Origin of the sequence: Pseudomonas sp. Leaf48 (assembly GCF_001421885.1) — a bacterium.
Classification (GTDB): Bacteria; Pseudomonadota; Gammaproteobacteria; order Pseudomonadales; family Pseudomonadaceae; genus Aquipseudomonas.
In genome coordinates this window covers 1-23,618 of the sequence record NZ_LMLH01000006.1, presented here as the reverse complement: position 1 = coordinate 23,618, position 23,618 = coordinate 1, and the positions used below count along the sequence as shown (strand labels likewise).

The 23,618-nt window shown below is 60.9% G+C and carries 15 protein-coding genes and 1 pseudogene; 5 read left to right on the top strand and 11 right to left on the bottom strand.

Annotated features, from left to right (window positions below; all coding sequences use genetic code 11):
- Nucleotides 1-37 precede the first annotated feature (37 nt).
- From ASE98_RS27535 to ehuR, 4 genes are all read right to left on the bottom strand, one after another.
- Nucleotides 38-1,654, bottom strand: a complete 1,617-nt coding sequence (locus tag ASE98_RS27535; RefSeq protein WP_060540563.1) for an Ig-like domain-containing protein — start codon at nucleotides 1,652-1,654, stop codon at nucleotides 38-40.
- Entirely contained in the window at nucleotides 1,651-2,100 is a 450-nt protein-coding gene (locus ASE98_RS27685; protein WP_060540562.1) for an Ig-like domain-containing protein, read from the bottom strand. Before ASE98_RS27685 ends, ASE98_RS27535 begins: the two co-directional genes overlap by 4 nt.
- A 1,556-nt stretch (nucleotides 2,101-3,656) precedes the next feature.
- The coding region (locus ASE98_RS27680; RefSeq protein WP_442962698.1) for an Ig-like domain-containing protein at nucleotides 3,657-6,955 on the bottom strand (3,299 nt) is incomplete at its 3' end.
- A gap of 564 nt (nucleotides 6,956-7,519) precedes the next feature.
- Nucleotides 7,520-8,905 (bottom strand): MocR-like ectoine utilization transcription factor EhuR, encoded by a 1,386-nt coding sequence (ehuR, locus tag ASE98_RS06465; RefSeq protein WP_060540559.1) that lies wholly within the window; start codon nucleotides 8,903-8,905, stop codon nucleotides 7,520-7,522.
- 227 nt (nucleotides 8,906-9,132) lie between these two features.
- On the opposite strand from ehuR, the gene ASE98_RS06460 reads away from it, so the two are divergent.
- The gene (locus tag ASE98_RS06460) at nucleotides 9,133-9,417 is read left to right on the top strand and encodes a hypothetical protein (protein WP_330219608.1); all 285 of its coding nucleotides are present in this window, start codon (nucleotides 9,133-9,135) and stop codon (nucleotides 9,415-9,417) included.
- A gap of 44 nt (nucleotides 9,418-9,461) precedes the next feature.
- On the opposite strand, the gene ASE98_RS06455 is transcribed toward ASE98_RS06460, so the two are convergent.
- Nucleotides 9,462-9,911 carry a hypothetical protein gene (locus ASE98_RS06455; protein ID WP_060540558.1) on the bottom strand — a complete coding sequence of 150 codons (450 nt, stop codon included), beginning with the start codon at nucleotides 9,909-9,911 and terminating at the stop codon, nucleotides 9,462-9,464.
- A 151-nt stretch (nucleotides 9,912-10,062) separates the two neighbouring features.
- On the opposite strand from ASE98_RS06455, the gene ASE98_RS06450 reads away from it, so the two are divergent.
- Nucleotides 10,063-10,869, top strand: coding sequence for a glycosyltransferase (locus tag ASE98_RS06450; RefSeq protein WP_060540557.1), 807 nt, complete (start codon nucleotides 10,063-10,065; stop codon nucleotides 10,867-10,869).
- A 77-nt stretch (nucleotides 10,870-10,946) separates the two neighbouring features.
- On the opposite strand, the gene mqo is transcribed toward ASE98_RS06450, so the two are convergent.
- Nucleotides 10,947-12,593 (bottom strand): malate dehydrogenase (quinone), encoded by a 1,647-nt coding sequence (gene mqo / locus ASE98_RS06445; protein ID WP_060540556.1) that lies wholly within the window; start codon nucleotides 12,591-12,593, stop codon nucleotides 10,947-10,949.
- A gap of 381 nt (nucleotides 12,594-12,974) precedes the next feature.
- Between mqo and ilvD the strand changes: the two genes are divergently transcribed.
- The gene (ilvD, locus tag ASE98_RS06440; RefSeq protein WP_060540555.1) at nucleotides 12,975-14,657 is read left to right on the top strand and encodes a dihydroxy-acid dehydratase; all 1,683 of its coding nucleotides are present in this window, start codon (nucleotides 12,975-12,977) and stop codon (nucleotides 14,655-14,657) included.
- A 151-nt stretch (nucleotides 14,658-14,808) separates the two neighbouring features.
- On the opposite strand, the gene ASE98_RS27675 is transcribed toward ilvD, so the two are convergent.
- Complete coding sequence (locus ASE98_RS27675; RefSeq protein ID WP_442962700.1) at nucleotides 14,809-15,462, bottom strand: methyl-accepting chemotaxis protein; 654 nt, start codon at nucleotides 15,460-15,462, stop codon at nucleotides 14,809-14,811.
- Nucleotides 15,463-16,518: 1,056 nt separating this feature from the next.
- On the bottom strand, nucleotides 16,519-17,193 hold the full coding sequence (locus ASE98_RS06430; protein WP_060540553.1) for a DUF2238 domain-containing protein: 675 nt from the start codon (nucleotides 17,191-17,193) through the stop codon (nucleotides 16,519-16,521).
- A gap of 101 nt (nucleotides 17,194-17,294) precedes the next feature.
- On the opposite strand from ASE98_RS06430, the pseudogene ASE98_RS06425 reads away from it, so the two are divergent.
- A pseudogene (locus tag ASE98_RS06425) lies at nucleotides 17,295-17,504 on the top strand (nuclear transport factor 2 family protein); the annotation flags it as partial.
- 229 nt (nucleotides 17,505-17,733) lie between these two features.
- On the opposite strand, the gene ASE98_RS06420 reads toward ASE98_RS06425, so the two are convergent.
- Genes ASE98_RS06420 through ASE98_RS06410 form a run of 3 tightly spaced genes read right to left on the bottom strand, consistent with a single transcriptional unit; the run spans nucleotide 17,734 to nucleotide 20,709 of the window.
- The gene (locus ASE98_RS06420) at nucleotides 17,734-19,242 is read right to left on the bottom strand and encodes a tripartite tricarboxylate transporter permease (protein WP_060540552.1); all 1,509 of its coding nucleotides are present in this window, start codon (nucleotides 19,240-19,242) and stop codon (nucleotides 17,734-17,736) included.
- Nucleotides 19,243-19,256: 14 nt separating this feature from the next.
- Nucleotides 19,257-19,742, bottom strand: coding sequence for a tripartite tricarboxylate transporter TctB family protein (locus ASE98_RS06415; RefSeq protein ID WP_060540551.1), 486 nt, complete (start codon nucleotides 19,740-19,742; stop codon nucleotides 19,257-19,259).
- 1 nt (nucleotide 19,743) lies between these two features.
- Complete coding sequence (locus ASE98_RS06410) at nucleotides 19,744-20,709, bottom strand: Bug family tripartite tricarboxylate transporter substrate binding protein (RefSeq protein ID WP_060540550.1); 966 nt, start codon at nucleotides 20,707-20,709, stop codon at nucleotides 19,744-19,746.
- A gap of 223 nt (nucleotides 20,710-20,932) precedes the next feature.
- Between ASE98_RS06410 and ASE98_RS06405 the strand changes: the two genes are divergently transcribed.
- Entirely contained in the window at nucleotides 20,933-23,320 is a 2,388-nt protein-coding gene (locus ASE98_RS06405) for a DUF3772 domain-containing protein (RefSeq protein ID WP_060540549.1), read from the top strand.
- Nucleotides 23,321-23,618: the final 298 nt, after the last annotated feature.

The following is a 23,618-nucleotide window of genomic DNA, read 5'->3' as shown; positions in this document are numbered from 1 at the left end:
GCGAACGACCGGACAGCCCCCTTTCCGCCCGGCGCCGTCAGACGATCACCTGCAGATGGGTGTCTACCTGCAAATCGTTCACACCTAATGTGTATTGCGAATAGGTGGTATCGCCGACCGTGGTTTGCACGCCGGTGGCCACGGCACCGCTGATGTTCAGGGTGTCAAAGACGTCCCCGCTGATATACAGCTGGTTATCCGCATCAGTCAGGCTGTCTACCGCCGCGTCGGTCAGGGTCAGGGTGGTGCCAGCATCGCCGGTACCCATGTCGATTTTCTCGATATTGCTGACAGTGCCAAGGCCCGGGTTATCGAAGTTGATGCTAATCCCGTCCAGCGCCAGGGTATCGAATCCGACGCCGCCGTCCACAGAGGTGAAGGTGATATCGGAAACCACCATCGTGTCGTTGCCGATTCCGCCATTGAAGGTGTCCTGACCGCCCCCCCCTATCAGCAGATCATTCCCGGCATCGCCATTGAGCGTGTCATCGCCAATGCCGCCTCTCAACAGGTCATTGCCGTCGCCACCCGACAAGGTATCGTTGCCAGCGTGGCCATACAGGCGGTCGGCTGCCAATGTCCCGGTCAGCGTGTCGTTGGCCGACGTGCCCTCCTGGATCCTGGTGTCACCTTGAGAGTTGAGAATATCGGCATCCGCCAACACGCCCAGTCCTGAGGACGACGACAAGCCGTTGCTATCCGTGGCCGTGATGACGCTGCCACTGAGAACAGTAGCCGCCAGCACACTCACATCTTGCCCGTAGTGCACAGTAGCCAGCAGTTCGTTGATCGATTGGTTGTCGATGACTCCGCCGTCGATTGCAGTAATGGTCAGCGTCGATGTGGGTGCAATAATACCCAAGAGCCCCGGATTGTTGACAATATTGACCTGCAGCCCCAGTTCCGCTGCCAGAGCATTTGAGGCAACAAGCTGCAGCGCAGCCAAGGCCAGCGTCGCGCCAGACGTCACCACGACACTTGTCAGGTTGCCATCACGGTCCACCGCCCTGAACGCCTGCGAACTCAAGTCAATCAGGTTCAGCGCGTCAGCGCCTATCAGGCCAAGCAGAGCTGTATTGTCTGCCTGAGCATTAGGTGCAACGTTGACCGCCTCAACCCGGAACGGCAGGGTGTTCGACGGGGCGGAGCTGTTGCCGGCCGCGTCACTGATCACGGCGCGGGATGTGTAGTCACCATCGGCGTAGGTGCCCGCCAAGGTCACCGCGGCGGTGCCCGCCGTGAGTTCGGCCTGGGTCACGGTGTGGGTGGTGACGAAGTCGTTGGTGCCATCGTTGGCGGTGATGGTGATCACGTCATCCAACTGGGTGCCGGGGGTCAGCCCGACCACCGCCTGGATGCCATTGGCCAGTTCGGCGGCATTGATGCCGCCGGCGGCTTCGGCAATCGCCAGGGTCGGGGCAGCGGTGCCCGTCGCCCCACCAGGGCTGGTGGCATCGACGGTAAATGGCAGTGAGCTGGACGGCGCCGAGCTGTTTCCCGCGGCGTCGCTGATCACGGCGCTGGATGTGTAGTCGCCATCAGCGTAGGTGCCCGCCAGCGTCACTGCGGCGCTGCCGGCCGTGAGCTCGGCCAGGGTCACCGTGTGAGTGGTGACAAAGTCGTTGGTACCATCGTTGGCGGTGATGGTGATCACGTCACCTTCCTGGGTGTCGGAGTGGTGACAAAGTCGTTGGTACCATCGTTGGCGGTGATGGTGATCACGTCACCTTCCTGGGTGTCGGCGGTCAGCCCGACCACTGCCTGAATGCCATCGGCCAGTTCGCCGGCATTGATGCCTCCTGCGGCTTCGGCAATCGCCAGGGTCGGGGCATCGGTGCCCGTCACCCCGCCAGGGCTGGTGGCATCGACGCTGAACAGCAGCGGGTTGGACGGCGCCGAGCTGTTGCCGGCCGCGTCGCTGATCACGGCGCTGGTTGTGTAGTCGCCGTCAGCGTAGGTGCCCGCCAGCGTCACCGCGGCGCTGCCGGCCGTGAGCTCGGCCAGGGTCACGGTGTGGGTGGTGACAAAGTCGTTGGTACCATCGTTGGCGGTGATGGTGATCACGTCACCTTCCTGGGTGTCGGCGGTCAGCCCGACCACTGCCTGAATGCCATCGGNAGGGTCACCGTGTGAGTGGTGACAAAGTCGTTGGTACCATCGTTGGCGGTGATGGTGATCACGTCACCTTCCTGGGTGTCGGCGGTCAGCCCGACCACTGCCTGAATGCCATCGGCCAGTTCGCCGGCATTGATACCTCCCGCGGCTTCGGCAATCGCCAGGGTCGGGGAATCGGTGCCCGTCACACCGCCAGGGCTGGTGGCATCGACGCTGAACAGCAGCGGGCTGGACGCAGCCGAGACGTTGCCGGCCGCGTCGCTGATCACGGCGCTGGTTGTGTAGTCACCATCGGCGTAGGTGCCCGCCAGCGTCACCGCGGCGCTGCCGGCCGTGAGCTCGGCCAGGGTCACGGTGTGGGTNATCACGGCGCTGGTTGTGTAGTCACCATCGGCGTAGGTGCCCGCCAGCGTCACCGCGGCGCTGCCGGCCGTGAGCTCGGCCAGGGTCACGGTGTGGGTGGTGACAAAGTTATTGATGCCATCGTTGGCGGTGATGGTGATCACRTCACCTTCCTGGGTGTCGGGGGTCAACCCGACCACTGCCTGAATGCCATCGGCCAGTTCGCCGGCATTGATGCCTCCCGCGGCTTCGGCAATCGCCAGGTGGCATCGACGCTGAACAGCAGTGGGCTGGACGCAGCCGAGACGTTGCCGGCCGCGTCGCTGATCACGGCGCTGGTTGTGTAGTCGCCATCAGCGTAGCTACCGGCCAGGGTCACCGCCGCGGTGCCGGCCGTGAGCTCGGCCAGGGTCACCGTGTGAGTGGTGACAAAGTCGTTGGTACCATCGTTGGCGGTGATGGTGATCACGTCACCTTCCTGGGTGTCGGACCCGACCACTGCCTGAATGCCATCGGCCAGTTCGCCGGCATTGATGCCTCCCGCGGCTTCGGCAATCGCCAGGGTCGGGGCATCGKTGCCCGTCACCCCGCCAGGGCTGGTGGCATCGACGCTGAACAGCAGCGGGCTGGACGCAGCCGATACGTTACCGGCCGCGTCGCTGATCACGGCGCTGGTTGTGTAGTCGCCATCAGCGTAGGTGCCCGCCAGCGTCACCGCGGCGGTGCCGGCCGTGAGCTCGGCCAGGGTCACCGTGTGAGTGGTGAAAAAGTTATTGATGCCATCGTTGGCGGTGATGGTGATTACATCACCTTCCTGGGTGTCGGGGGTCAACCCGACCACTGCCTGAATGCCATCGGCCAGTTCGCCGGCATTGATGCCTCCCGCGGCTTCGGCAATCGCCAGGGTCGGGGCATCGTTGCCCGTCACCCCGCCAGGGCTGGTGGCATCGACGCTGAACAGCAGTGGGCTGGACGCAGCCGAGACGTTGCCGGCCGCGTCGCTGATCACGGCGCTGGTTGTGTAGTCGCCATCAGCGTAGGTGCCCGCCAGCGTCACCGCGGCGCTGCCGGCCGTGAGCTCGGCCAAGGTCACCGTGTGAGTGGTGACAAAGTCGTTGGTACCATCGTTGGCGGTGATGGTGATCACGTCACCTTCCTGGGTGTCGGSGGTCARCCCGACCACTGCCTGAATGCCATCNATCACGGCGCTGGTTGTGTAGTCACCATCGGCGTAGGTGCCCGCCAGCGTCACCGCGGCGCTGCCGGCCGTGAGCTCGGCCAGGGTCACGGTGTGGGTAGTGATGAAATCGCTGGTGCCATCATTGACGGTGATGGTTATCACATCACCCGCCTGGGTGTCGGGGGTCAACCCGACCACAGTCTGGATGCCATCGGCCAGTTCGCCGGCATTGATGCCGCCGGCGGCCTCGGCAATCGCCAGGGTCGGGGCATCGGTGCCCGTCACCCCGCCAGGTTGGAAGGCATCAACCGTGAACAGCAGTGGGCTGGATGGCGCCGAGCTGTTGCCAGCCGCATCGCTGATCACGGCGCGGATGCTGTAGTCGCCATCGGCGTAGGTGCCCGCCAGGGTCACCGCGACGTTGCCGGCCGTGAGGTCAGCCTGGATCACGGTGTGGGTGGTGACGAAGTTGCTGGTGCCATCGTTGGCAGTGAGGGTGATCACGTCACCCACCTGGGTACCGGGAGTCAACCCGACCACCGCCTGAATGCCATCGGCCAGTTCGGCGGCATCAATGCCATTGAGAGCCTCGGCAATCGCCACGGTCGGAGCATCGCTGCCCGTCACCCCTCCTGGGCTGGTGGCATCGACGCTGAACAGCAGTGGGCTGGACGGTGCCGAGCTATTGCCGGCCGCGTCGCTGATCACGGCGCTGATACTGTAGTCGCCATCGGCGTAGCTACCGGCCAGGGTCACCGCCACGTTGCCCGCCGTGAGGTCGGCCTGGGTCACCGTGTAGCTGGTCACGAAGTCGCTGGTGCCATCATTGGCGGTGAGGGTGATCACATCACCTGCCTGAGTGCCAGGAGTGAGCCCGACCACCGCCTGAATGCCATCGGCCAGTTCGGCGGCATTGATGCCACCACCTCCGGCCTCGGCAATAGTCACGGTAGGAGCATCGTTGCCCGCCACCCCGCCAGGGCTGGTTGCATCGACGCTGAACAGCAGTGGGCTGGACGGCGCCGAGCTGTTGCCGGCCGCATCGCTGATCACGGCGCTGATACTGTAGTTGCCATCGGCGTAGGTGCCCGCCAGGGTCAGCGCAACGTTGCCGGCCGTGAGGTCGGCCTGGGTCACGGTGTGGCTGGTGACAACGTCGTTGGTGCCATCATTGGCGGTGAGGGTGATGACATCACCCACCTGGGTACCGGGAGTCAACCCGACCACCGCCTGGATGCCGTCGGCCAGTTCGGCAGAATTGATGCCGCCTGCGGCCTCGGCAATTGCCACGGTCGGAGCATCGGTGCCCGTCACCCCGCCAGGGCTGGTGGCATCGACGCTGAACTGCAGCGTGCTGGACGGCGCCGAGCTGTTGCCGGCCGAGTCGCTGATCACGGCGCTGCTTGTGTAGTGACCATCGGCGTAGGTGCCGGTCAGGGTCACCACGACGATACCGTTCGTGAGATCGGCCTGGGTCACGGTGTGGGTGGTGACTAAGTCGCTGGTGCCATCGTTGGTGGTGATGGTGATGACATCACCCACCTGGGTGCCAGTGGCCAGCCCGACTACCGCCTGAATGCCATTGGCCAGTTCGGCGGCATTGATGCCGCCGCCCCCGGCTTCGGGAATCGCCAGGATCGGCGCATCGCTGCCAGACAACCCGCCAGCGCTGAGATCATGCTGGACAGTAATCACGTAAGGCGCGCTGGATACCGACTCATTGCTCGCCGCGTCCTGGCTGGTCGCGGTAAAACTGTAGCTAGCGTTCGCCAAGGGTGTCGTCAGCGTATAGCTCCAGGCACCGACCGCATCAGCAACCACACTGTCGAGCAACACGCCGGCGAGGAAGATGTGCACGGTACTGCCTGCCTCGGCGGTACCCATGAGCGTTGGCAAATTGTCATCGGTGCTGCCGCCGTTGGCCACGGAGCCGGTTGCGCTGCCGACATCGTCCATGATCGCACTGATCAGCGGGGCGCTAGGCGCGATACTGTCGACCAGGTCAGCGTCCACCACCACGCCGGTGGGGCTGCTGGTATTGCCGGCGGCATCGGTGGCCGTGACGCTGATAGCAGTACCATCACCCAGGGCCGGCACTGGTATTACCGACCAGTTTCCGGCGGCATCGGCGGCGACACTGTAATCAGCCACGCCGTCGCCGTTGACGTCGATAGCGATGGTACTCAAGGGTTCGCCACTGCCTGCGAGCAGCGTGCCATTGGTGGGATTGACCACGGGTGCGGTCGGAGCCGTAGTGTCGATGGTGATGGAGTACGGCGCACTTTCGAGCGACTCGTTACCCGCCGCATCCACGCTGGTGACTTCGAAATGATGCACGCCCGCGCCCAAAGGCGCTGTCGGGGTGAAACTCCAATCGCCGTTGGAGTCGACTAAAGCTGTGCCCAGCAATGTATCGTCAACATAGACACGCACGGTAGTGCCGACATCCCCCCTGCCGGTCAGCGTGGGCATTGTATCGTCCGTGGAAGCGCCATCGGCCAGATTGCCCGTCACACTACCCACGTCATCGTTAAATCCATTGATCTGCGCAATGGCTGGCGGCGTGGTATCCGGAGCGTTGGCGCTGGCGGGCGGGCTGACATTGCCTGCCGGATCGATCGCAACCACGTTCACTGTCTCGCCGTTGGCCAGTGGTGGAGTCAGGGGAATACTGTAATTGCCATCCGAGCCGACTACGGTGGTGAGATCACTGGTGCCATCACCATTCAAATCGACACCCACCGTGCTACCCGGCTCAGCTGTACCGCTGATGACACTGCCGTCTGCATTGAAGCTGGCGGTCGGCGTGCCCGGAGGCGTGGTATCGGGCACGCTCGTGGCAGGTGGCGGTGCATCGTCCCCGCCTCCGCCGCCTCCGCCGCCCGAACTGAGTCCGGCGGCGAGGGCTACCGCTCCGGCCCCGAACAAAGCCCATCCCGCCAAGCCATCGTCATCCTCAGCGGCGGCGCCAGTCAGGGACTCAAAAGGTGAGGCCTCCGCCTGCGGGGTGTACTGAGCGAATACCGCACCGCCACTCGCGGCCGGCGACAGGTCGGCCAGCAACATGTTGCCTTCGTCATCCTTCAGGTAAAGCTGGCTATCGGCTTTATCCTGATAAAAGCCGACGATACGCAACGACTCTCCACCGGTGACGACGATCAAGTCTGCGCCTTCACGGCTGTATGAGGAAATGTCAGCGGGCCGTAGATTCAGAAATACGCGACTGGGTTCGGTGACAGTCAGTCCATCGGTCACGCCCTGGAATGAACCTGCGGTCGCAGGCTGATTGAGAGGGATGGCTTTTGCGGAAATATCCATGTTATCTCCAACTAGTTAGTACATCGCGAAGACCAACCAAAAAACAGGGTCCAGAGATCTACTTCAGAGCTCTACTCGTCATTGGGTGGTGCTCGGTACGGAACAGGGTTAATAGAACAAACATGTACAAAAAACTTCTGGGCGTGTTTTTTAAATGCCTGTGTTCCTGATCTGCTCTTTAAGCTAATTATTCCCCTCGCCTTATGGCCGGCTGCAGGTGCGCTGGCGAACGAATTAACATTCGCTGCCAAGATGCTTCGTGTTGCACCTGCTGCAAAAGATGGCGAACAGCTAGTACGGCACCGCGTCGAGCGCAGGTATTCGCCCGGTGAGTTTGAATTGAATCACCGTCCTTGATTAACGCCTTGGCGCAATTCCATTTAAGCCGCCTGGACAAGTCCCCGCCACACTGACGAGTAAGGCAAATACCGTTAAGCAACAGCTCCGACTTTTCCACATCCCAACTCCCGAGGGTGTTGTCCGAGTATAAAAACGGAAAACCCTCACAAGGAATGTACTAGTTCACTTTATCGAGGGGTATTTCACGCCCCGCCCCCCCAAGAATCATGGTTCTGGCGATTGTCCGAACACCTCACGGATGTCGGACAATGCCTTGCGCAATACCTGGTCAGTGCATTTGGCGCCGACGCACAGCCGAACCGCTCGAGGCCTGGAGATGCCACGGACAAGAAAGGGGTCTGGCGGCGTCACTGCGATGTGCCGTGCGCGCAACGCCCGCACCAAGTCGTCCACTTCCCATTGCGGCGGAATGTTTACCCAGGCGCTAGGTGCTTGCAGATGATGACCGAGCAGGTGTTCTTCAAGGTACTCCTTGACCATGGCCTGACGCTCACCGAGCAGTTTGCGTTGCAACTTCACCAGGCTGTCGGCACGCCCGTCGCGAATCCAGCGCGTCGCAATTTCGGCGATCAGGGGCGAGGCCATCCAGGTGCTGACACGCAAAATACTTTCCGTGCGTTGGGTCAGACGCCCGGGCATCACCAGGCAACCAATACGAAGACCGGCCATTACCGACTTGGTCATGCTCGTGCAGTAGAAGGACAACTCGGGAGCGTAATAACTGATCGGCCGGACATGCGGCTGAGCCACAAGCGGTCCATAAACATCGTCTTCGATGATGTGTACGCCAAAGCGTCGTGCGATCGCTGCAATCTCACGGCGGCGGGCGTCGGGCATCAGGCTCGACGTAGGGTTGTTCAGGTTCGGCGTACATACCAGTGCAGTAATGCGCTCGTTACTGCACATATCCTCGAAGAAATCCGGGTCAATGCCGTCACTGTCCGTCGGCAACCCCTTGAGCGTAAACCCCAATATCTGGGCGTTACCGATCACGATGTGATTGGTCAACCCTTCGCAAAGCACGACGTCTTCAGGACCGGCAATCGATGCCAGGGCCAGAAAAATACTTTGGGAAGCACCATTGGTTATCAGCAGATTCTCACGCTCGACCTGCATGCCCAATCCATTGACCCACTCCATGGCCGCCTCGCGGTGCGCCTCTAACCCGGCCCGGGGTAGAAGGGAGGACATCCATGGCTGCTGCTCTTCGGTGCTGAGTTCAGCGCATGTATCCTGCCAGATCCGGTCATGGACCTGAGTTTGCATGATGCGTGCGATTGACAGATCCACCACGGAGCGTTCCGCTGCTTCAAGAATTTCATCGGTGATCTGTTGAACGGTATTTCGCATGACAAAGCTGCCACGACCGACTTCACACCGCACCAGCCCCTGACGCTCCAGCACCTCATAGGCATTGTTCACCGTCTGAACGCTGATACCCAAAACGTTGGCGACCTGTCGCTGCGACGGCAGGCGCTGGTTATTTGCAAACCTCCCATTTTCGATTTCGCGAATGATGGTCTGCACCAACGTTTTGTATTTGGACTCACCAATGCGAGCTGAGCCAAGGGCCGCTTTCCAACTTTCCATGAAGATCGCGTCACTACTACCAATCGGGATTACATGATTACCAGAAAAGCATAAAAATGTAATATCCAGTTCGATATAAGCACTATGGTACTAGAACCTTCTTCTATCTTGCTGATGATCAGATGCAGCACGCACATAGAAGCTGTTGGCCACCACTCGTCAGCCACCCGGCACCTTCCCTCCTGCGACTCCTCCAACCCAATACATCCCACCCACGGAAGACTGAAATGATGAACAGAACAATCGCTGTTCTGGCGTTCGCCAGCCTCCTGTCGACCCTCTCGATCTCGGCTTTTGCAACCCAGAGACCGGTAGAAGAAACGACCCTTCCACCCAACGAGGTTCCCGGAATCAACCAGTCGAACGTCCCTGAGTCAAACGCAGAAAAAGCCGATAAAAAGGGTGAGGAAGCTGCAGGTTCCAATTCCGGTGCCGAGTCGGGTTCGTTGAAAAAGGAAGCGGACGCCACGAGCGATGCAGACAAAGCAGTGGGCGGCGAACCTGGCAGCTAAGCCCCCTTACCCGCTCACTCGGCTCACACTTTGCAACAGCGTTCTCACTGCGTCGTCTTGACGACATCGCCGCAGAAAAGATCAAAGTTGCCATCCTCCGGAGCCGAACGCACGACGATGGAGTACTTGCGGGAAATCATGTCAGCGATCGCAATCGGCGCGCTCCTGTAAAAACTCCAGCCCTTGGCACCCGCCGCGCTCTGGACGTTGACCTTGTCATTCATGGCATAAGCGACAGTGCCTGGCTGCTGGCAAGAGCCCTTATTGACGAAGGTGTAAATGCGCGGAGGCAGGATGGTTCCGGAGGGAACACCGCTGATGTAGAAGTCGAAGTTGGTTTGCTTGTCGACGCCCGTCAACGTAGTAGTCCCCGCCTGGCCTTGATTCCTGTACGTGGCGGTCAATGGAAGGTTCAGCGACTGGTTCGATGAATGGGTACAGCCGACCAGACTCGCGGCCACCAACAGCACAGCCACGGGGATACGGGGATTCATTGACAACCTCCAGTCATGGAAGAAGTGCGAGGGAAAGTATTGGTATAGCTCAATAACTCCAGCCCGCCTCGCCCGGGCAAAGGAAAATTAAGCTTGGGCTAAGGTTGCCCCGTTACCCTTCGGGACTCTTGGATTGTCGAGTATTTCGAAGATGAGCCCCAACGATACATCGCCCAAACCACCCTTCAGCATCGTCCTGGTTAATTACAAAACGTTCGACCTGACCAAAATTTGCCTGGACCTTTTGTTTGAGCATGTACAGCAAGCCAACATCCCGGTCTGGGTGGTTGATAACGGCTCGGCAGATGAAAGTATCGAATACCTGCGTTCACTCCAATGGATCAACCTGATCGAACGCGACGCCCCCGCCAAAGAACCCGGGCACATTGCCCACGGCAAGGCGCTGGACATGGCGTTGGCCAGAATCGACACCGACTATCTGTTCCTGATGCACACCGATACCTTCATCTACGACACCCAAGTGTTTGCCATGATGATGAAGTACTGCACCAGGGACCCGAACGTCGCCGCGGTCGGCTGCACCGAGCAGCTGAATCGAGGCACCCTCCGGACCCTTTGGCGCTTCAGCTCCCGCCTGTTCAAACATCACTACAGACGCCTGAAGCTGACCCTGGGCCTGCGTTCGAAAGAGCCAAAACCCTACAGGGAAACCCACCTGAAGAGCTTTTGTACGCTGTGGAACAGCCGGCTCATCAAACAGCATGGCCTGCACTTCCAGATAGATGATCGAGTGCCCGGTTATGAGCTGCAGGATCGCATGCTGCAACTTGGCCACAAGGTGGAGTTTCTCTCCCCCGGGAAAGTCTTCAGCTACCTGGATCACGTCCAGGCCGGAACGGTCGCGGCCGCGGGCGGCTACGCCGGCAATCACCGACGCACCCGGATGTACCGCAACATGCTCAAACGCTTTGATGCGGTGAACACTCAAACGTCTTGAGCCGGCTTGCGCCAAACGCCCAAAACAAAGCCCACTGACCGTTACCGGTTCAGTGGGCTTTTTGATTGGGCCTCTGGTTACAGAGCCATATCACTCGCAGCATTGTCTTTCGGTGCTTTAGGCGCGTCAGCCGGGGCAGCAGCCGGAGCCGCTACCTGCCCAATCGCCGGCGGCGCAGTCAGCTCCAGCACCTTGGCGGTGTAAGCCCACTCCTGCGCAACCTTCTCGGGGCTGGCGTTCAACTGGGTGCCATAGCTAGGCACGATCTGGTGCAGCTTCTCCTGCCAGGCAGGGGTCGCGACCTTGTCCTTGAACACCTTCTGCAGCACGGTCAGCATGATCGGCGCAGCGGTCGAAGCACCTGGCGAGGCGCCCAGCAGACCGGCGATGGAGCCGTCCTGGGATGCCACGATTTCGGTACCCAGTTTCAGCACGCCACCAGCGGTTTCATCACGCTTGATGATCTGCACGCGCTGGCCGGCCTGCCACAGGCGCCAGTCTTCAGCCTTGGCGTTCGGGAAGTACTCTTTCAAGGCGTTGAGGCGGTCTTCGTCCGACAGCATCAGCTGACCGGCAAGGTACTCGACCAGCGGGTATTCCTTGATGCCGACCTTGGTCATTGGCCACACGTTGTGCGTGGTCGTAGTGGTCAGCAGGTCCAGGTAAGAACCCTCTTTGAGGAACTTGGTGCTGAAGGTCGCGAACGGGCCAAACAGAATCACACGCTTGCCGTCGAGCACGCGGGTGTCCAGGTGCGGAACCGACATGGGTGGTGCGCCAACGGAGGCTTTGCCGTAGGCCTTGGCCAGGTGTTGCTCGGCGATGGCCGGGTTCTCGGTCACCAGGAACGAGCCGCCCACCGGGAAGCCTGCGTACTCCTTGGCTTCAGGAATGCCCGACTTCTGCAGCAGGTGCAGGGCACCGCCGCCGGCGCCGATGAACACGAACTTCGCGTCGGTCCCGGATTTGCTGCCGTCCTTGAGGTTCTTGTAGCTGACGTGCCAGCTGCCGTCTTCGTTGCGGGTGATGTCCTGCACTTCGCTGGACAGCTTCAAGTCGAATTTCGGCGTCGTTTGCAGGTGAGCAACGAACTGGCGCGTGATTTCGCCAAAGTTGACGTCGGTGCCGAGCGGCGACCAGGTGGCGGCGACTTTCTGGTTCGGGTCACGCCCTTCCATCATCAGCGGCACCCACTGCTTGATCACAGCCGGGTCTTCGGAGTACTGCATGCCGGCGAACAGCGGGCTCGCTTGCAGAGCGTCGTAGCGCTTTTTCAGGAACTTGATGTTGTCGTCGCCCCACACAAAGCTCATGTGCGGCGTGGAGTTGATGAACGAACGCGGGTTCTTCAGCACACCTTGCTGAACCTGCCAGGCCCAGAACTGACGGGAGACCTGGAACGCTTCGTTGATTTCCACCGCCTTGGGGATCGAGACTTTGCCGCTCTCGTCTTCCGGGGTGTAGTTCAGTTCCGCCAGAGCGGAGTGACCGGTACCGGCGTTGTTCCAGCCGTTGGAACTCTCCTGGGCAACACCGTCGAGGCGTTCGAGCATCTGCATCGAGGTGCCGGGTTCCAGCTCATTGAGCCAGACGCCGAGGGTCGCACTCATGATGCCGCCGCCAATCAGCAGCACGTCGACTTTCTTGGCTTCTTCGGCCTGGGCGGTCGTCATCCCCAACGACAAGGCCAGCCCCAGGAGGGCCGTGTTCACTTTCTTAAACATCTGTAGCACCTATGATAAACGCCATCCGCCCTTCCATCTGCACTCGCGAGGCCTGTTTCACGGCATTCAGGCAGGATGTCGTGGTTGCTCGCGCATGACGATTGGAGGGTGGGCACACAAGGCCGACGGACTGCATCGACCCCAGTTATATGTCCCTTCTGAACTGACTTTTTATCTTTTTTGGCTTCAGCTACTTGAGCGACAGTGATTCTGTTAACCCCTCTCAAAGAAAGGAAAACTGAATAAGTCAAACCAAGTTAGTGCAAATAATATCACGTCAGGGCAAACCCGCGCGTCTGTTCCTGACCTGCTGGTCCGGGCGTGCGCGTCAGGCCCACTATACTCAACCTGTTTTTTCACAGACGCATGTGAGGATAGGTCATGAGTGACAAAGTCGATCTGCGCAAGTACTCCTCCCAAGTGGTCGACGGCGTCGAAGCCGCACCGGCCCGCTCCATGTTGCGCGCCGTGGGCTTCACCGACGAAGACTTCAAGAAGCCCCAGATCGGCATCGCCTCGACCTGGGCGATGGTCACGCCGTGCAACATGCACATCGACAAGCTGGCCGTCGAAGCGGAAAAAGGCGCGAACGCCGCCGGGGCCAAAGGCGTGATCTTCAACACCATCACCATTTCCGACGGCATCGCCAACGGCACCGAGGGCATGAAGTATTCGCTGGTGTCCCGGGAGGTGATTGCCGATTCCATCGAAGTGGTGGCCGGCTGTGAGGGCTTCGATGGCCTCGTCACCGTGGGCGGCTGTGACAAGAACATGCCGGGGTGCCTGATCGGCATGGCACGGCTCAATCGCCCTTCGATCTTTGTGTACGGCGGGACCATTCGCCCGGGCGCCGGCCATACCGACATCATTTCCGTGTTCGAAGCCGTGGGCCAGCATGCCCGGGGCGACATCAGCGAGATCCAGGTCAAGCAGATCGAGGAAGTGGCGATCCCCGGCCCCGGTTCCTGCGGTGGCATGTACACCGCCAATACCATGGCCTCGGCCATCGAAGCGCTGGGCATGAGCCTGCCCGGCTCCAGCTCCCAGGAAGCCATCGGCGGCGACAAGGCCTCGGACAGTTTCCGCGCCGGGCAGCAGGTCATGGAACTGCTCAAGCTCGACCTCAAGCCGCGCGACATCATGACCCGCAAGGCTTTCGAGAACGCCATCCGCGTAGTGATTGCCCTCGCCGGCTCGACCAACGCCGTGCTGCACTTGCTGGCCATGGCCAACGCAGTGGATGTCGAACTGACCCTGGATGATTTCGTCGAACTGGGCAAGGTCTCACCAGTGCTCGCCGACCTGCGCCCCAGCGGCCGCTACATGATGAGCGAGCTGGTAGCCATCGGCGGCATCCAGCCCCTGATGAAACGCATGCTCGACGCCGGCATGCTGCATGGCGATGTGCTGACCGTCACCGGCAAGACCCTGGCGCAAAACCTCGAAAACGTACCCGACTACCCGGTCGGCCAGGACGTGATCCGGCCCTTCGATCAGCCGATCAAAAAGGATTCGCACCTGGTGATTTTGCGGGGCAACCTCGCGCCCACCGGCGCGGTGGCGAAGATCACCGGCAAGGAAGGACTGCGGTTTGAAGGTACGGCGCGGGTCTACCACGGCGAGGAAGGTGCGCTGGCCGGCATTCTCAACGGCGAGGTCCAACCCGGCGAGGTCATCGTGATTCGCTATGAAGGGCCCAAGGGTGGGCCGGGTATGCGCGAGATGCTGTCGCCGACGTCGGCGGTCATGGGCAAGGGGTTGGGCAAGGATGTGGCGCTGATCACCGATGGGCGTTTTTCGGGCGGGTCCCACGGATTCGTGGTCGGTCATATCACCCCGGAAGCGTTTGAGGGCGGGCCCATCGCGCTGATCGAGAACGGCGACAGGGTCACCATCGACGCAGAAACCCGGCAGATCACGGTCGCGGTCTCGGATGCCGAACTGGCCGAGCGCAAGAGCCGTTGGGTGCGGCCTGAATCCAAGTACAAGCGTGGGGTGTTGGCCAAGTATGCGAAGACAGTGTCGAGTGCTTCGGAGGGGGCGGTTACAGACAAATATCTATAATTTCAGCTGTCTGAACTGGCCCCTTCGCGAGCAAGCCCGCTCCCACATTTGATCGCGTTTCTATCTGAAGAACTCGATTGAATGTGGGAGCGGGCTTGCTCGCGAAGAGGCCGGCACTATCAACTCTAATCTTCTGACCCCCTCACAAGTCTCACAACCGAAAGCGCCCCACCGATTGCGACAGCTGACCCGCAAGCGTCGACAGCTCATCAGTGGTCAAAGCCGTCTGCCCAATCACCTTGCTGTTCCCCTCGGACATCCCGGCAATCATCTCCACCTGATGCGCGATTTCATTGCTGGCCAGGCTCTGTTCGCCAATCGTTCGGCTGATATCGTTGACCAACTGCGTGGTGTTGAGCGTGGCTTCGAGGATTTCACCGATAGCTCGCTCGACGTCGGCAGTCACGGCCATGCCTTTATCGACCTGGGCCACCCCCTCCTCCATGCTGATAACCGCCTCGCGGGTGCTTTGCTGAATGCGCGCGACCATGCTGGCGATCTCCTGGGTCGAGGCGCTGGTGCGCCCCGCCAGGCTGCGGACTTCGTCGGCGACCACGGCAAAACCACGGCCCTGCTCCCCGGCGCGCGCGGCCTCGATGGCAGCGTTCAATGCCAGCAGATTGGTCTGATCGGCGATGCCCTTGATCACCTGGATGATGTTGAAAATACCCTCCGACTCCTTGTCCAGGGTGCGGATCACTTGCGCCGATTGCTGCGCCGAACGGGAGATGCCGTCCATGTCAGTGACCACCTGACGGATTACCCGGCCGCCATCATTGGCCAGGGACTCGGCCTGACTGGCCATGTTCAGCGCCCGCTGGGCATGCCGGGTGATTTCCTCGATGCTCGCGGTCATTTCGCTGGCGGCGGCGGCCATGGTGCTGGCCGCTGCGCTTTGCTGCTGGCTGCTGCCGGCGACCTGGTGGCAGCCGTTGCTCAGTTGCTCGCTCATGCCGCTCACGCCGTGGGCGTTGCTGCGCACCACCTCGATCATGCCGCGCAAATCCCGCTGCATGGTTGCCAGGCTGCGTAGCAACGCACTGGCTTCGTCCTGACCGGTGGCTTCGACAACCGGCTCGTTGAGATTGCCCCGGGCGATGCCGTCGGCGATGCGGCTGGCGGCCCGCAACGGCCCCGTGATGCTCGGAATTACCCAGCGTCCCAGCGCAAGCAACAGCAACAGGCTGGCAATCAGTACGGCGCCCAGGGTGAGATTGGCGCTACTGATCGCCTGCTGGGTGCCTTGGCTGGTCTGCCGGGTGTTGTTCTCGATCAGCTCGCTGAGGGCTGCCATCTGCTCTTCCAGCTGGCTGAACGCCGTGTTGAACGTACCCAGTTCCTGTTGTGCCGCTTGCGGGTTATCCAGGGCCAACGCGACGATACGCTCGGCGGCGCCGATGTAAGTGTCGAGACTTGGCTTGACCTGATTCAGGCCGGCCTTGATGGTTTCGTTGACCGCCAGCTTGAGGTTTTCACCCAGCACCTGGCGAAACCGCTGGGCGTGCTCTTCGATGGAGCTGCGCACTTCGGCTTTACTGCTGCTGCTCTTGCCCAGCCCGACCAGCATCGCCGACAGCACATCGGCGCGCAGTGCATCGTGCATCATGTCGGCTTCGAGGTGATTGCGCAGGGCGACCATGCCGACATCGTTGGCGTCAACGGCCCCGGCCATCGCGCTATTTCCCAGGTAACTGACCATGCTCATAATCAACGCAGCCAGCAGGCCGGTGCCCATCAGTAACAGTAAACGCAGTTTTATGGACACTTTGGGGTTTCCCTCTGGCACATCGGTCGATTGCTCCGCCCACCGCGAAAGTCGCGATTGAAGAGGTTATCGGCTGGCCGGAGCGGTAATTGAAGGCTATCCCCGCTGATTAGTGTTTTTGTGACATGCGGTAGGCCGCGATGCTTTTTCCGTCGCGCCGCGCAGGGAAACCAGCAGCAAACTGCCCAATGCGCCGAAGACTGCGATGGCCATGTCCTTTTGTGCGTCCCAGGGATCGTTTTGCGCGCCGACGAAGGCTTTCCCGGTGTCTTCACCCAGGTACGCCCCGCCGATCCATTCCACCAGTTCATACACGGCGGACGTCGAAAGGATGATGTTCAGGGTCACGAAAAACAGCCAGAGCCCGCGCAGCGGCGTCAGTCGCCACAAGACTTCGCGCACCGGATAAGCCAATAGCAGCCCGTAGCTCAGGTGCACCAGGCGGTCGTAGTGATTGCGGTGGGCACCGGCCGCCCGGTCGAAGCTCAAGCCCAACCACGCTGAAGACCAACGATCGTAAGGCACCAGGGAATAGGTGTAATGGGCGCCCAGTTCATGCACGCACAGAAACGCAAACACCAGCGTGATGGACATTACAGACAAGCGAAACCGGCGATAAACCGCTATCAGGGTCCCCACCAGCAATAACACCAACAGGTTCTCCAGCGCCCAGTCCACACGGCTGCGGGGAGAAAAACCCGACACCACGACGACCAGCAAAAACACCATGAGAAAGGTCAGGTCGAGCCGTAAACGCGAGTCAGACTGCATGGTGCAATACCTCGAAGTCAGGGCATTTCCTTTTAACTTCGAGGCAAGCGCGCCACGCAAGTTCGCTTTTTTCCTGTAGCTCACGCCAGGTTGTACGATGACTCGAATCCGGCAAAAGCGCCTTCAAGACCCTTGAAATGCAAAACCAGACCCTCACCGTCTCCGGCGATGTCGCGCTGGTCCGTCACCACTTCTCGGCGCAAGCGCTCAAAGGCACTGAAGTGGTGCCGACGGAAATCGAAAACTTCCAGGTCTGGCAAAAGCTGGACGGTAAATGGCTGTTGGCAGGACGGCAGGCGTTCAAGTTCTGATGCAGTCGTAAAGCAACCGCAAAATTACCTGTAGAAGCGAGCATGCTCGCGATGGACGTCAACGATCACGCGTGCTTACTGGATCGGCGCGGTGTCCCCAAGTCCATCGCGAGCATGCTCGCTCCTACAGTGATCTGCAGCGCACACTAACTCTGAGTACGACACAAAATTGTCAGGCGACATCGATGTTGGCTGTGCCAACCTCATCGCGAGCTACCTCGCCCCTGGTTCAATCATCCTCATGCAACTTGATCCCCCGCGCGTGCAGCAAATGGGGAATCACCAGCACCAACAACGTCAACCCGAGGAAAAACGCCGAGATCGGCTGCGTCACGAACACCATCCAGTCACCCTGGCTGATCGACAAGGCATTGCGCAGTTGTTTCTCTGCCATGGGCCCCAGCAGCATGCCAACAATCACCGGGGCCACCGGGAAGTCGAAGCGCCGCATCAGCACGCCGCCCCAGCCGATGGCCAACATCAGCAGCAGGTCGAAGGAGGAATGGCGCATGCCGTACACGCCGATGGTGGCGAACACCAGAATCCCGGCATTCAGATAAGGCCGGGGAATTTGCAGCAGCTTGACCCACAGCCCCACCAGCGGCAGGTTCAGCACCAGCAGGATGACGTTGCCGATGTACAGCGACGCCACCAGGGTCCAGACCAGGTCGGCCGAGGTCTGGAAGAGCATCGGCCCCGGTTGCAGGTTGTAGTTCTGGAACGCCGCCAGCAGGATCGCCGCGGTAGCCGACGTCGGGATGCCCAGGGTCAGCAATGGCACCAGTGACCCGGTAGCGCTGGCGTTGTTGGCCGCTTCCGGGCCGGCGACCCCCTCGATGGCGCCCTCGCCTTTATTGGCTGAAAACTCCTTGGGATACTTGCTGAGTTTGCGTTCGGCGGAATACGACAGAAAGGTCGGAATCTCCGCGCCCCCGGCCGGTATCGAGCCGAACGGAAAGCCGATCAGCGTGCCGCGCAGCCAGGCCGGAACCGAGCGCTTCCAGTCAGCCCGGGTCATCCACAATGAAGTCAGGCGATGCCGGCCTTCCGCGGATGGCGTCTGGTACAGCAGGCTGTACAAGGCCTCACCGACCGCAAACAAGCCGACCGCCACCAGCACCACTTCAATGCCATCCACCAGTTCAGGAACTCCCAGGGTGTAGCGGGCAATGCCCGACGTCGAATCCAGGCCGATCAGGCCGATGGTCAACCCGATGCCGAGCGAGGCAAAGCCGCGCAGCATCGAGGCGCCGAGCACCGCCGACACCGTGGTGAAAGACAGCACCAGAATGGCGAAGTATTCAGTCGGGCCGAAATTCAGCGCCAGCCGGGCCACCAGCGGTGCGAACAACGTCAGCAGGACCGTCGCGATGGTGCCGGCGACAAATGAGCCGATCGCCGCCGTAGCCAAGGCCGGACCTGCTCGGCCATTGCGGGCCATGAGGTTGCCTTCCAGCGCCGTGACCATCGAGGACGACTCACCCGGCGTATTGAGCAGAATCGAGGTCGTGGAACCGCCGAACTGCGCGCCGTAGTAGATGCCGGCAAACATGATCAAGGCCCCGGTTGGATCGACCTTGGCGGTGATCGGCAACAGCAGGGCCACCGTCAACGCCGGCCCGATTCCCGGCAACACGCCGATGGCAGTACCGAGCAGGCAGCCGATGAAGCCCCACATCAGGTTGATCGGCGTCAGCGCCGCGGAAAAACCCATCGCCAGGCTTGCGAGAATGTCCACGTGTCGAACTCCTGTCAGATCCAGACATTGACCAGCGCCGGCAAGGCAACTCCAAGTCCGGCGTTGAACAGCCAGTAGATCGGCAAGGTCAACGCCATGCCGATGGCCAGATCCCGCAGCGGATGACGGCTGCCAAAACCCCGCGCCGAACAGGCAAACAGCAAGCCGGCAGACAGTACGAAGCCGATGACATTGATAAGCAAGGCAACGCCGATCAGCCCGGCCGAGACCCAGGCCGCCCCGCCCTTGCCGCCGGCCACGGTGTTCGTCTGATCGTTATCCAGCTCGCGAAAACCGCCGGTGCAGGCCTGGTAGCTCAGCAACAGCCCCACCGTCCCCAAAAAAACCGCGACCGCATAGGGGTAGACGTAAGCGGCGAGGATGACGAAGCCCATTTCCGGGGGAAAGCGCCAGGCGCCAATCGCCAGCACAACGCTGAGGGCGATCAGACCGACGCCGACCGCCAATTGTGCCGGCATCACTGCACGGGTCCCGCTCATTTCAGAGCAGCCCGACCTTGACCAGCATCGCCCGCAGGCGCACGTGTTCTTCGTCGACGAATTTGCCGAACTCGTCACCGGTCAACACGCTGGGGGTCCAGGCGTTGGTTTGCACGTTGTCCTGCCACACCTTGCTGTTGCTGGCCGCCACCACCGCATCGATGACGTCCTTGCGCTGTTCGGCGCTCAGGCCCGCAGCGCCGTACACACCGCGCCAGTTGCCGATGATCACGTCGTAGCCGCTCTCTTTGAGCGTCGGCGCGTCGATCCCGGGAACGCGCTCGGGCGCACCGATGGCCAGGACCCGAAACTGGCCGCTCTTGATGTACTGGCCCAGCTCGGCGTAGCCACCGGTGATGACCTTGAGCTGGCCGCCCAAGGCCTGGGCCACCACTTCACCGCCGCCACCGAAGGCCACGTAATTGACCTTGTTGACCGGCACGTCGAGCTTGCCCGCCAGCTCGGCGATGCCGATGTGATCGATCGAGCCCTTGGAGCCACCCCCGAAAGTAATGCTCGTCGGGTTGGCCTTGAAGGCCTTGATCAAGTCGTCGAGGGTCTTGAATTCAGATTCCTTGCGCACGGCAATCACGTTGTATTCGGTGAACAAACGGGCAATCGGCGTCACGTCCTTCAAGCTGATCTGCGGTTTGTTCTGCTCGATACCGGCGACCATGATCGCACCGACCACCAGCAGTGCGTTCGGGTCGCCCTTGGTGCTGTTGGCAAATTGCGCCAGCCCCAGGGTCCCGCCCGCGCCGCCCTTGTTCTCGAAGGTAACTGACTTGGCCGTGCCGGCTTCCACCAGGGCCTTGCCCAGTACCCGGGCGGTCTGGTCATAACCGCCACCCACTGAACCTGGGGCCATGAACTTGACGGTATCCAGCGCCAAGGCTGGAGCGATGAGCGCGACAGCGGTGATTGCAGCGGCCAGGCCGCGACTCAAACGACGGATCAAAGCGGACATGGGGATCTCCCGATTGTTTTTATGGGTGCCCTGTGTCCGTCGATCAGGAACAACAATCTGCTCAATGAACACTGGCCTGCGAACAAGTCTAGGCCATGGATCCGCGGGTGGTTGGTTTGAGACTCGCGCCAGCTGCGTCCCTTTCCAGCAAAACAATGCCCGAAGCCCTGCGTCATAGCCTAACCTCATAGGCTGAGTGACAAACAACGGATCGAACACGCCTATGCGCAACGCTTTCGGTTTGATGATGGTCGTCGTGCTTGCCCTCTTCGGGGCGAGCAGCACATGGGTGGCGGCGGAGCCAGCGCCACCGCCCGCAGCTGACGCCAGTGCAACCACTACCACCCTCAGCGTTTCCGATAGTGATCTGCAAGACCTGCAACGTCAGCTGAGCGGCCTCAAGCAGCAGGTTTCCCTGGCCACCAACTACAGCCAGCTGGAAGGTCCGCAGGATCTGGCCCAGGCCTTTATCCAGGAAGTGGATCGCCTCTCGGCACTGTTACTGCCCGAACAGTCGCAATTTCAGGCGCAATTGGCGGTGCTGGGGCCTGTTCCGCTCGATACCGCCGAAGCCGAGAAACCCGATATCACCCGCCAGCGGTCAACGCTCACCGAACAAAAAAACCAGGTCGATAGTCACCTCAAGGCCCTGACGGTACTCAAGGGCAGTGCCACCGAACTGCTTGGCCAGATCGCCAGCATTCGTCGCACCTTGCTGGAAACCGAAGTGACCCAGCAGACCAGAAGCATACTCAATCCCCTATTCTGGACCACGCTGCTCAATCCGCCACTGGATGACCGCAGACGCCTGGCCGGTTTCATGCAACAAGTGGATGGCGCACTCGACGCCGCCTGGCAACCGGGGCAACGCCTTGCCACCAGCGCCATGGTGATACTGACCCTGGTCCTGTGGTTCGTCGGCCGGGGGTTGGCCGAACGAGGCTTGACCTGGCTGTGCATTCATAAAGTGCCAGAGGGGCGACTGCGGCGCAGCGCCCTGACGATGGCTTCGGTCATCGCCACCATGTTGACGGCCAGCATTGCCCTCAAACTGCTGTTTTTCGCTCTGACTTACCGCTTGCCGTTGCCTGCGCAACTGGCGGGATTCTCCGAAGAGATGGAAAAAACCCTCTATACCTGTGTGCTGATCACCGGATTGAGCCGCGCACTCCTGTCCACACAACATCCCTCATGGCGTCTGCCGGCCATTGCCGATCCGGTCGCACTGGCAATCAAACCATACCCCGGGCGTCTCGCCTTGGTCCTGCTGATTTTGGGCGCGGTGGCCCAGATCACCAACGTCACTGGAATCAGTGCTGAAGTGGTGATCTCGGTCCGCGGATTCATCGCGCTGGTCGTCTCGGCGTTGATCGCAGCACTTCTGATGCGCGCCAACAGGGTACGGCGCGGCCTGGTAGCCGCGGGTGAAATCCCCGAAGCGGGCAGGACGCTGGCAGGGATGGTGTATGCCTTCGCCAGCATCGCGGTGGTGGTTTCTTTCCTCGCTTTGCTGGTGGGTTACGTATCCCTGGCCCGGTTCATCACCTACGAACTGGTCTGGCTGTACATCATTTTTGCCGGTTTCTACATGCTGACGCAGGTACTCAAGGATGCCTGCGAATATGTGTTTTCTCCTCGGCAAAGCACCGGCAAGGCCCTGAAACAGATGCTCGGAATCGGCGACGCGCGCCTGGAGCAGATCTCAGTCATTCTGTCCGGCGCCGGCCGGGCCACGCTGTTGCTGATCGCCTGCATCACCCTGCTGGTCGGGGGCGTGGGTTCGACACTCGGGCAACTGGCAACCAATACCCTGGCCATACTCGGCGGTGACGGTTTGCGCAGATTGAACATTGTGCCAGGCAATGTGCTCAATGCCCTGCTGGCCGTGGTAATAGGCGTCTATCTGATCCGCTCGTTCCGTCGCTGGCTGGACAACGAGTTCCTGCCGAAGACGGCAATGGACCCGGGCATGTGCGCCTCGCTCAGCACCCTTTTTGCCAATATCGGCTACGCGTCGCTGGTGCTGCTGACGTTGTCATCACTGGGCATCAAGTGGACCAACCTGGCCTGGATCGTCAGCGCCCTGTCCGTGGGTATCGGCTTCGGCCTGCAGGAAATCGTCAAGAACTTCATCTCCGGGCTGATCCTGCTGACCGAGCGCCCGGTTAAAGTCGGTGATCTGATCAGCATCAGCGGAGTCGAAGGCGACATTCGCCGGATCAACGTGCGAGCTACGGAAATCCAACTGGCCGACCGGTCCATTGTCATCGTGCCCAATTCACAACTGATTTCGCAGAATCTGCGCAACGTCACGCTCGGCGGCAGCGCCCAGGGGGTGGCATCACTGGAACTATTGCTGCCACTGGATATCGACCCGGAGCAGGTGCGCAACCTGCTGTACGACACCTACACCGAGCACGAATCCATTCTTGAGAAACCGGCACCCTTCGTGCGCTTCAGCCAGCTCAAGCCCGAAGGCATAACCCTGACAATTACCGGCTACGTCGGCAGCCCGCGCATGGTCGGCGCGATCAAAAGCGAGCTGCTGTTTGAAATACTCAAGCGCCTGGGTGCGGCGGGGATTCGACTGGCGAAACCGCCTGCGGGGTGAAGGCTGCGGTAGCCGCACTGCGCGACCGGACCTCCGCAGGGTTTGTGGCCACCGTAGAACAAAATGTGGGAGCGGGCTTGCTCGCGAATGCAGTGGGTCAGACGCCGGTGATTGCGACTGGCACACCGTCTTCGCGAGCAAGCCCGCTCCCACACGGGATATCGGACAGCCGCAGGCTTTGTGGTCACCGYAGAACAAAATGTGGGAGATTCTATGTTTGGGGGGAACCCCCAAGCATAGAATTTGGCTTGTATTCGCTTTGGTTTTTCATCAAGGCAAACAATACCCGAGCTAATTT

Bases quoted from the DNA above. Each gene is read 5' to 3' on its own strand.
- ehuR (WP_060540559.1), bottom strand. From the start codon at position 8,905: ATGGAAAGTTGGAAAGCGGCCCTTGGCTCAGCTCGCATTGGTGAGTCC.
- ASE98_RS06460 (WP_330219608.1), top strand. From the start codon at position 9,133: ATGATGAACAGAACAATCGCTGTTCTGGCGTTCGCCAGCCTCCTGTCG.
- ASE98_RS06455 (WP_060540558.1), bottom strand. From the start codon at position 9,911: ATGAATCCCCGTATCCCCGTGGCTGTGCTGTTGGTGGCCGCGAGTCTG.
- ASE98_RS06450 (WP_060540557.1), top strand. From the start codon at position 10,063: ATGAGCCCCAACGATACATCGCCCAAACCACCCTTCAGCATCGTCCTG.
- mqo (WP_060540556.1), bottom strand. From the start codon at position 12,593: ATGTTTAAGAAAGTGAACACGGCCCTCCTGGGGCTGGCCTTGTCGTTG.
- ilvD (WP_060540555.1), top strand. From the start codon at position 12,975: ATGAGTGACAAAGTCGATCTGCGCAAGTACTCCTCCCAAGTGGTCGAC.
- ASE98_RS27675 (WP_442962700.1), bottom strand. From the start codon at position 15,462: ATGGCCAGTCAGGCCGAGTCCCTGGCCAATGATGGCGGCCGGGTAATC.
- ASE98_RS06430 (WP_060540553.1), bottom strand. From the start codon at position 17,193: ATGCAGTCTGACTCGCGTTTACGGCTCGACCTGACCTTTCTCATGGTG.
- ASE98_RS06415 (WP_060540551.1), bottom strand. From the start codon at position 19,742: ATGAGCGGGACCCGTGCAGTGATGCCGGCACAATTGGCGGTCGGCGTC.
- ASE98_RS06410 (WP_060540550.1), bottom strand. From the start codon at position 20,709: ATGTCCGCTTTGATCCGTCGTTTGAGTCGCGGCCTGGCCGCTGCAATC.
- ASE98_RS06405 (WP_060540549.1), top strand. From the start codon at position 20,933: ATGCGCAACGCTTTCGGTTTGATGATGGTCGTCGTGCTTGCCCTCTTC.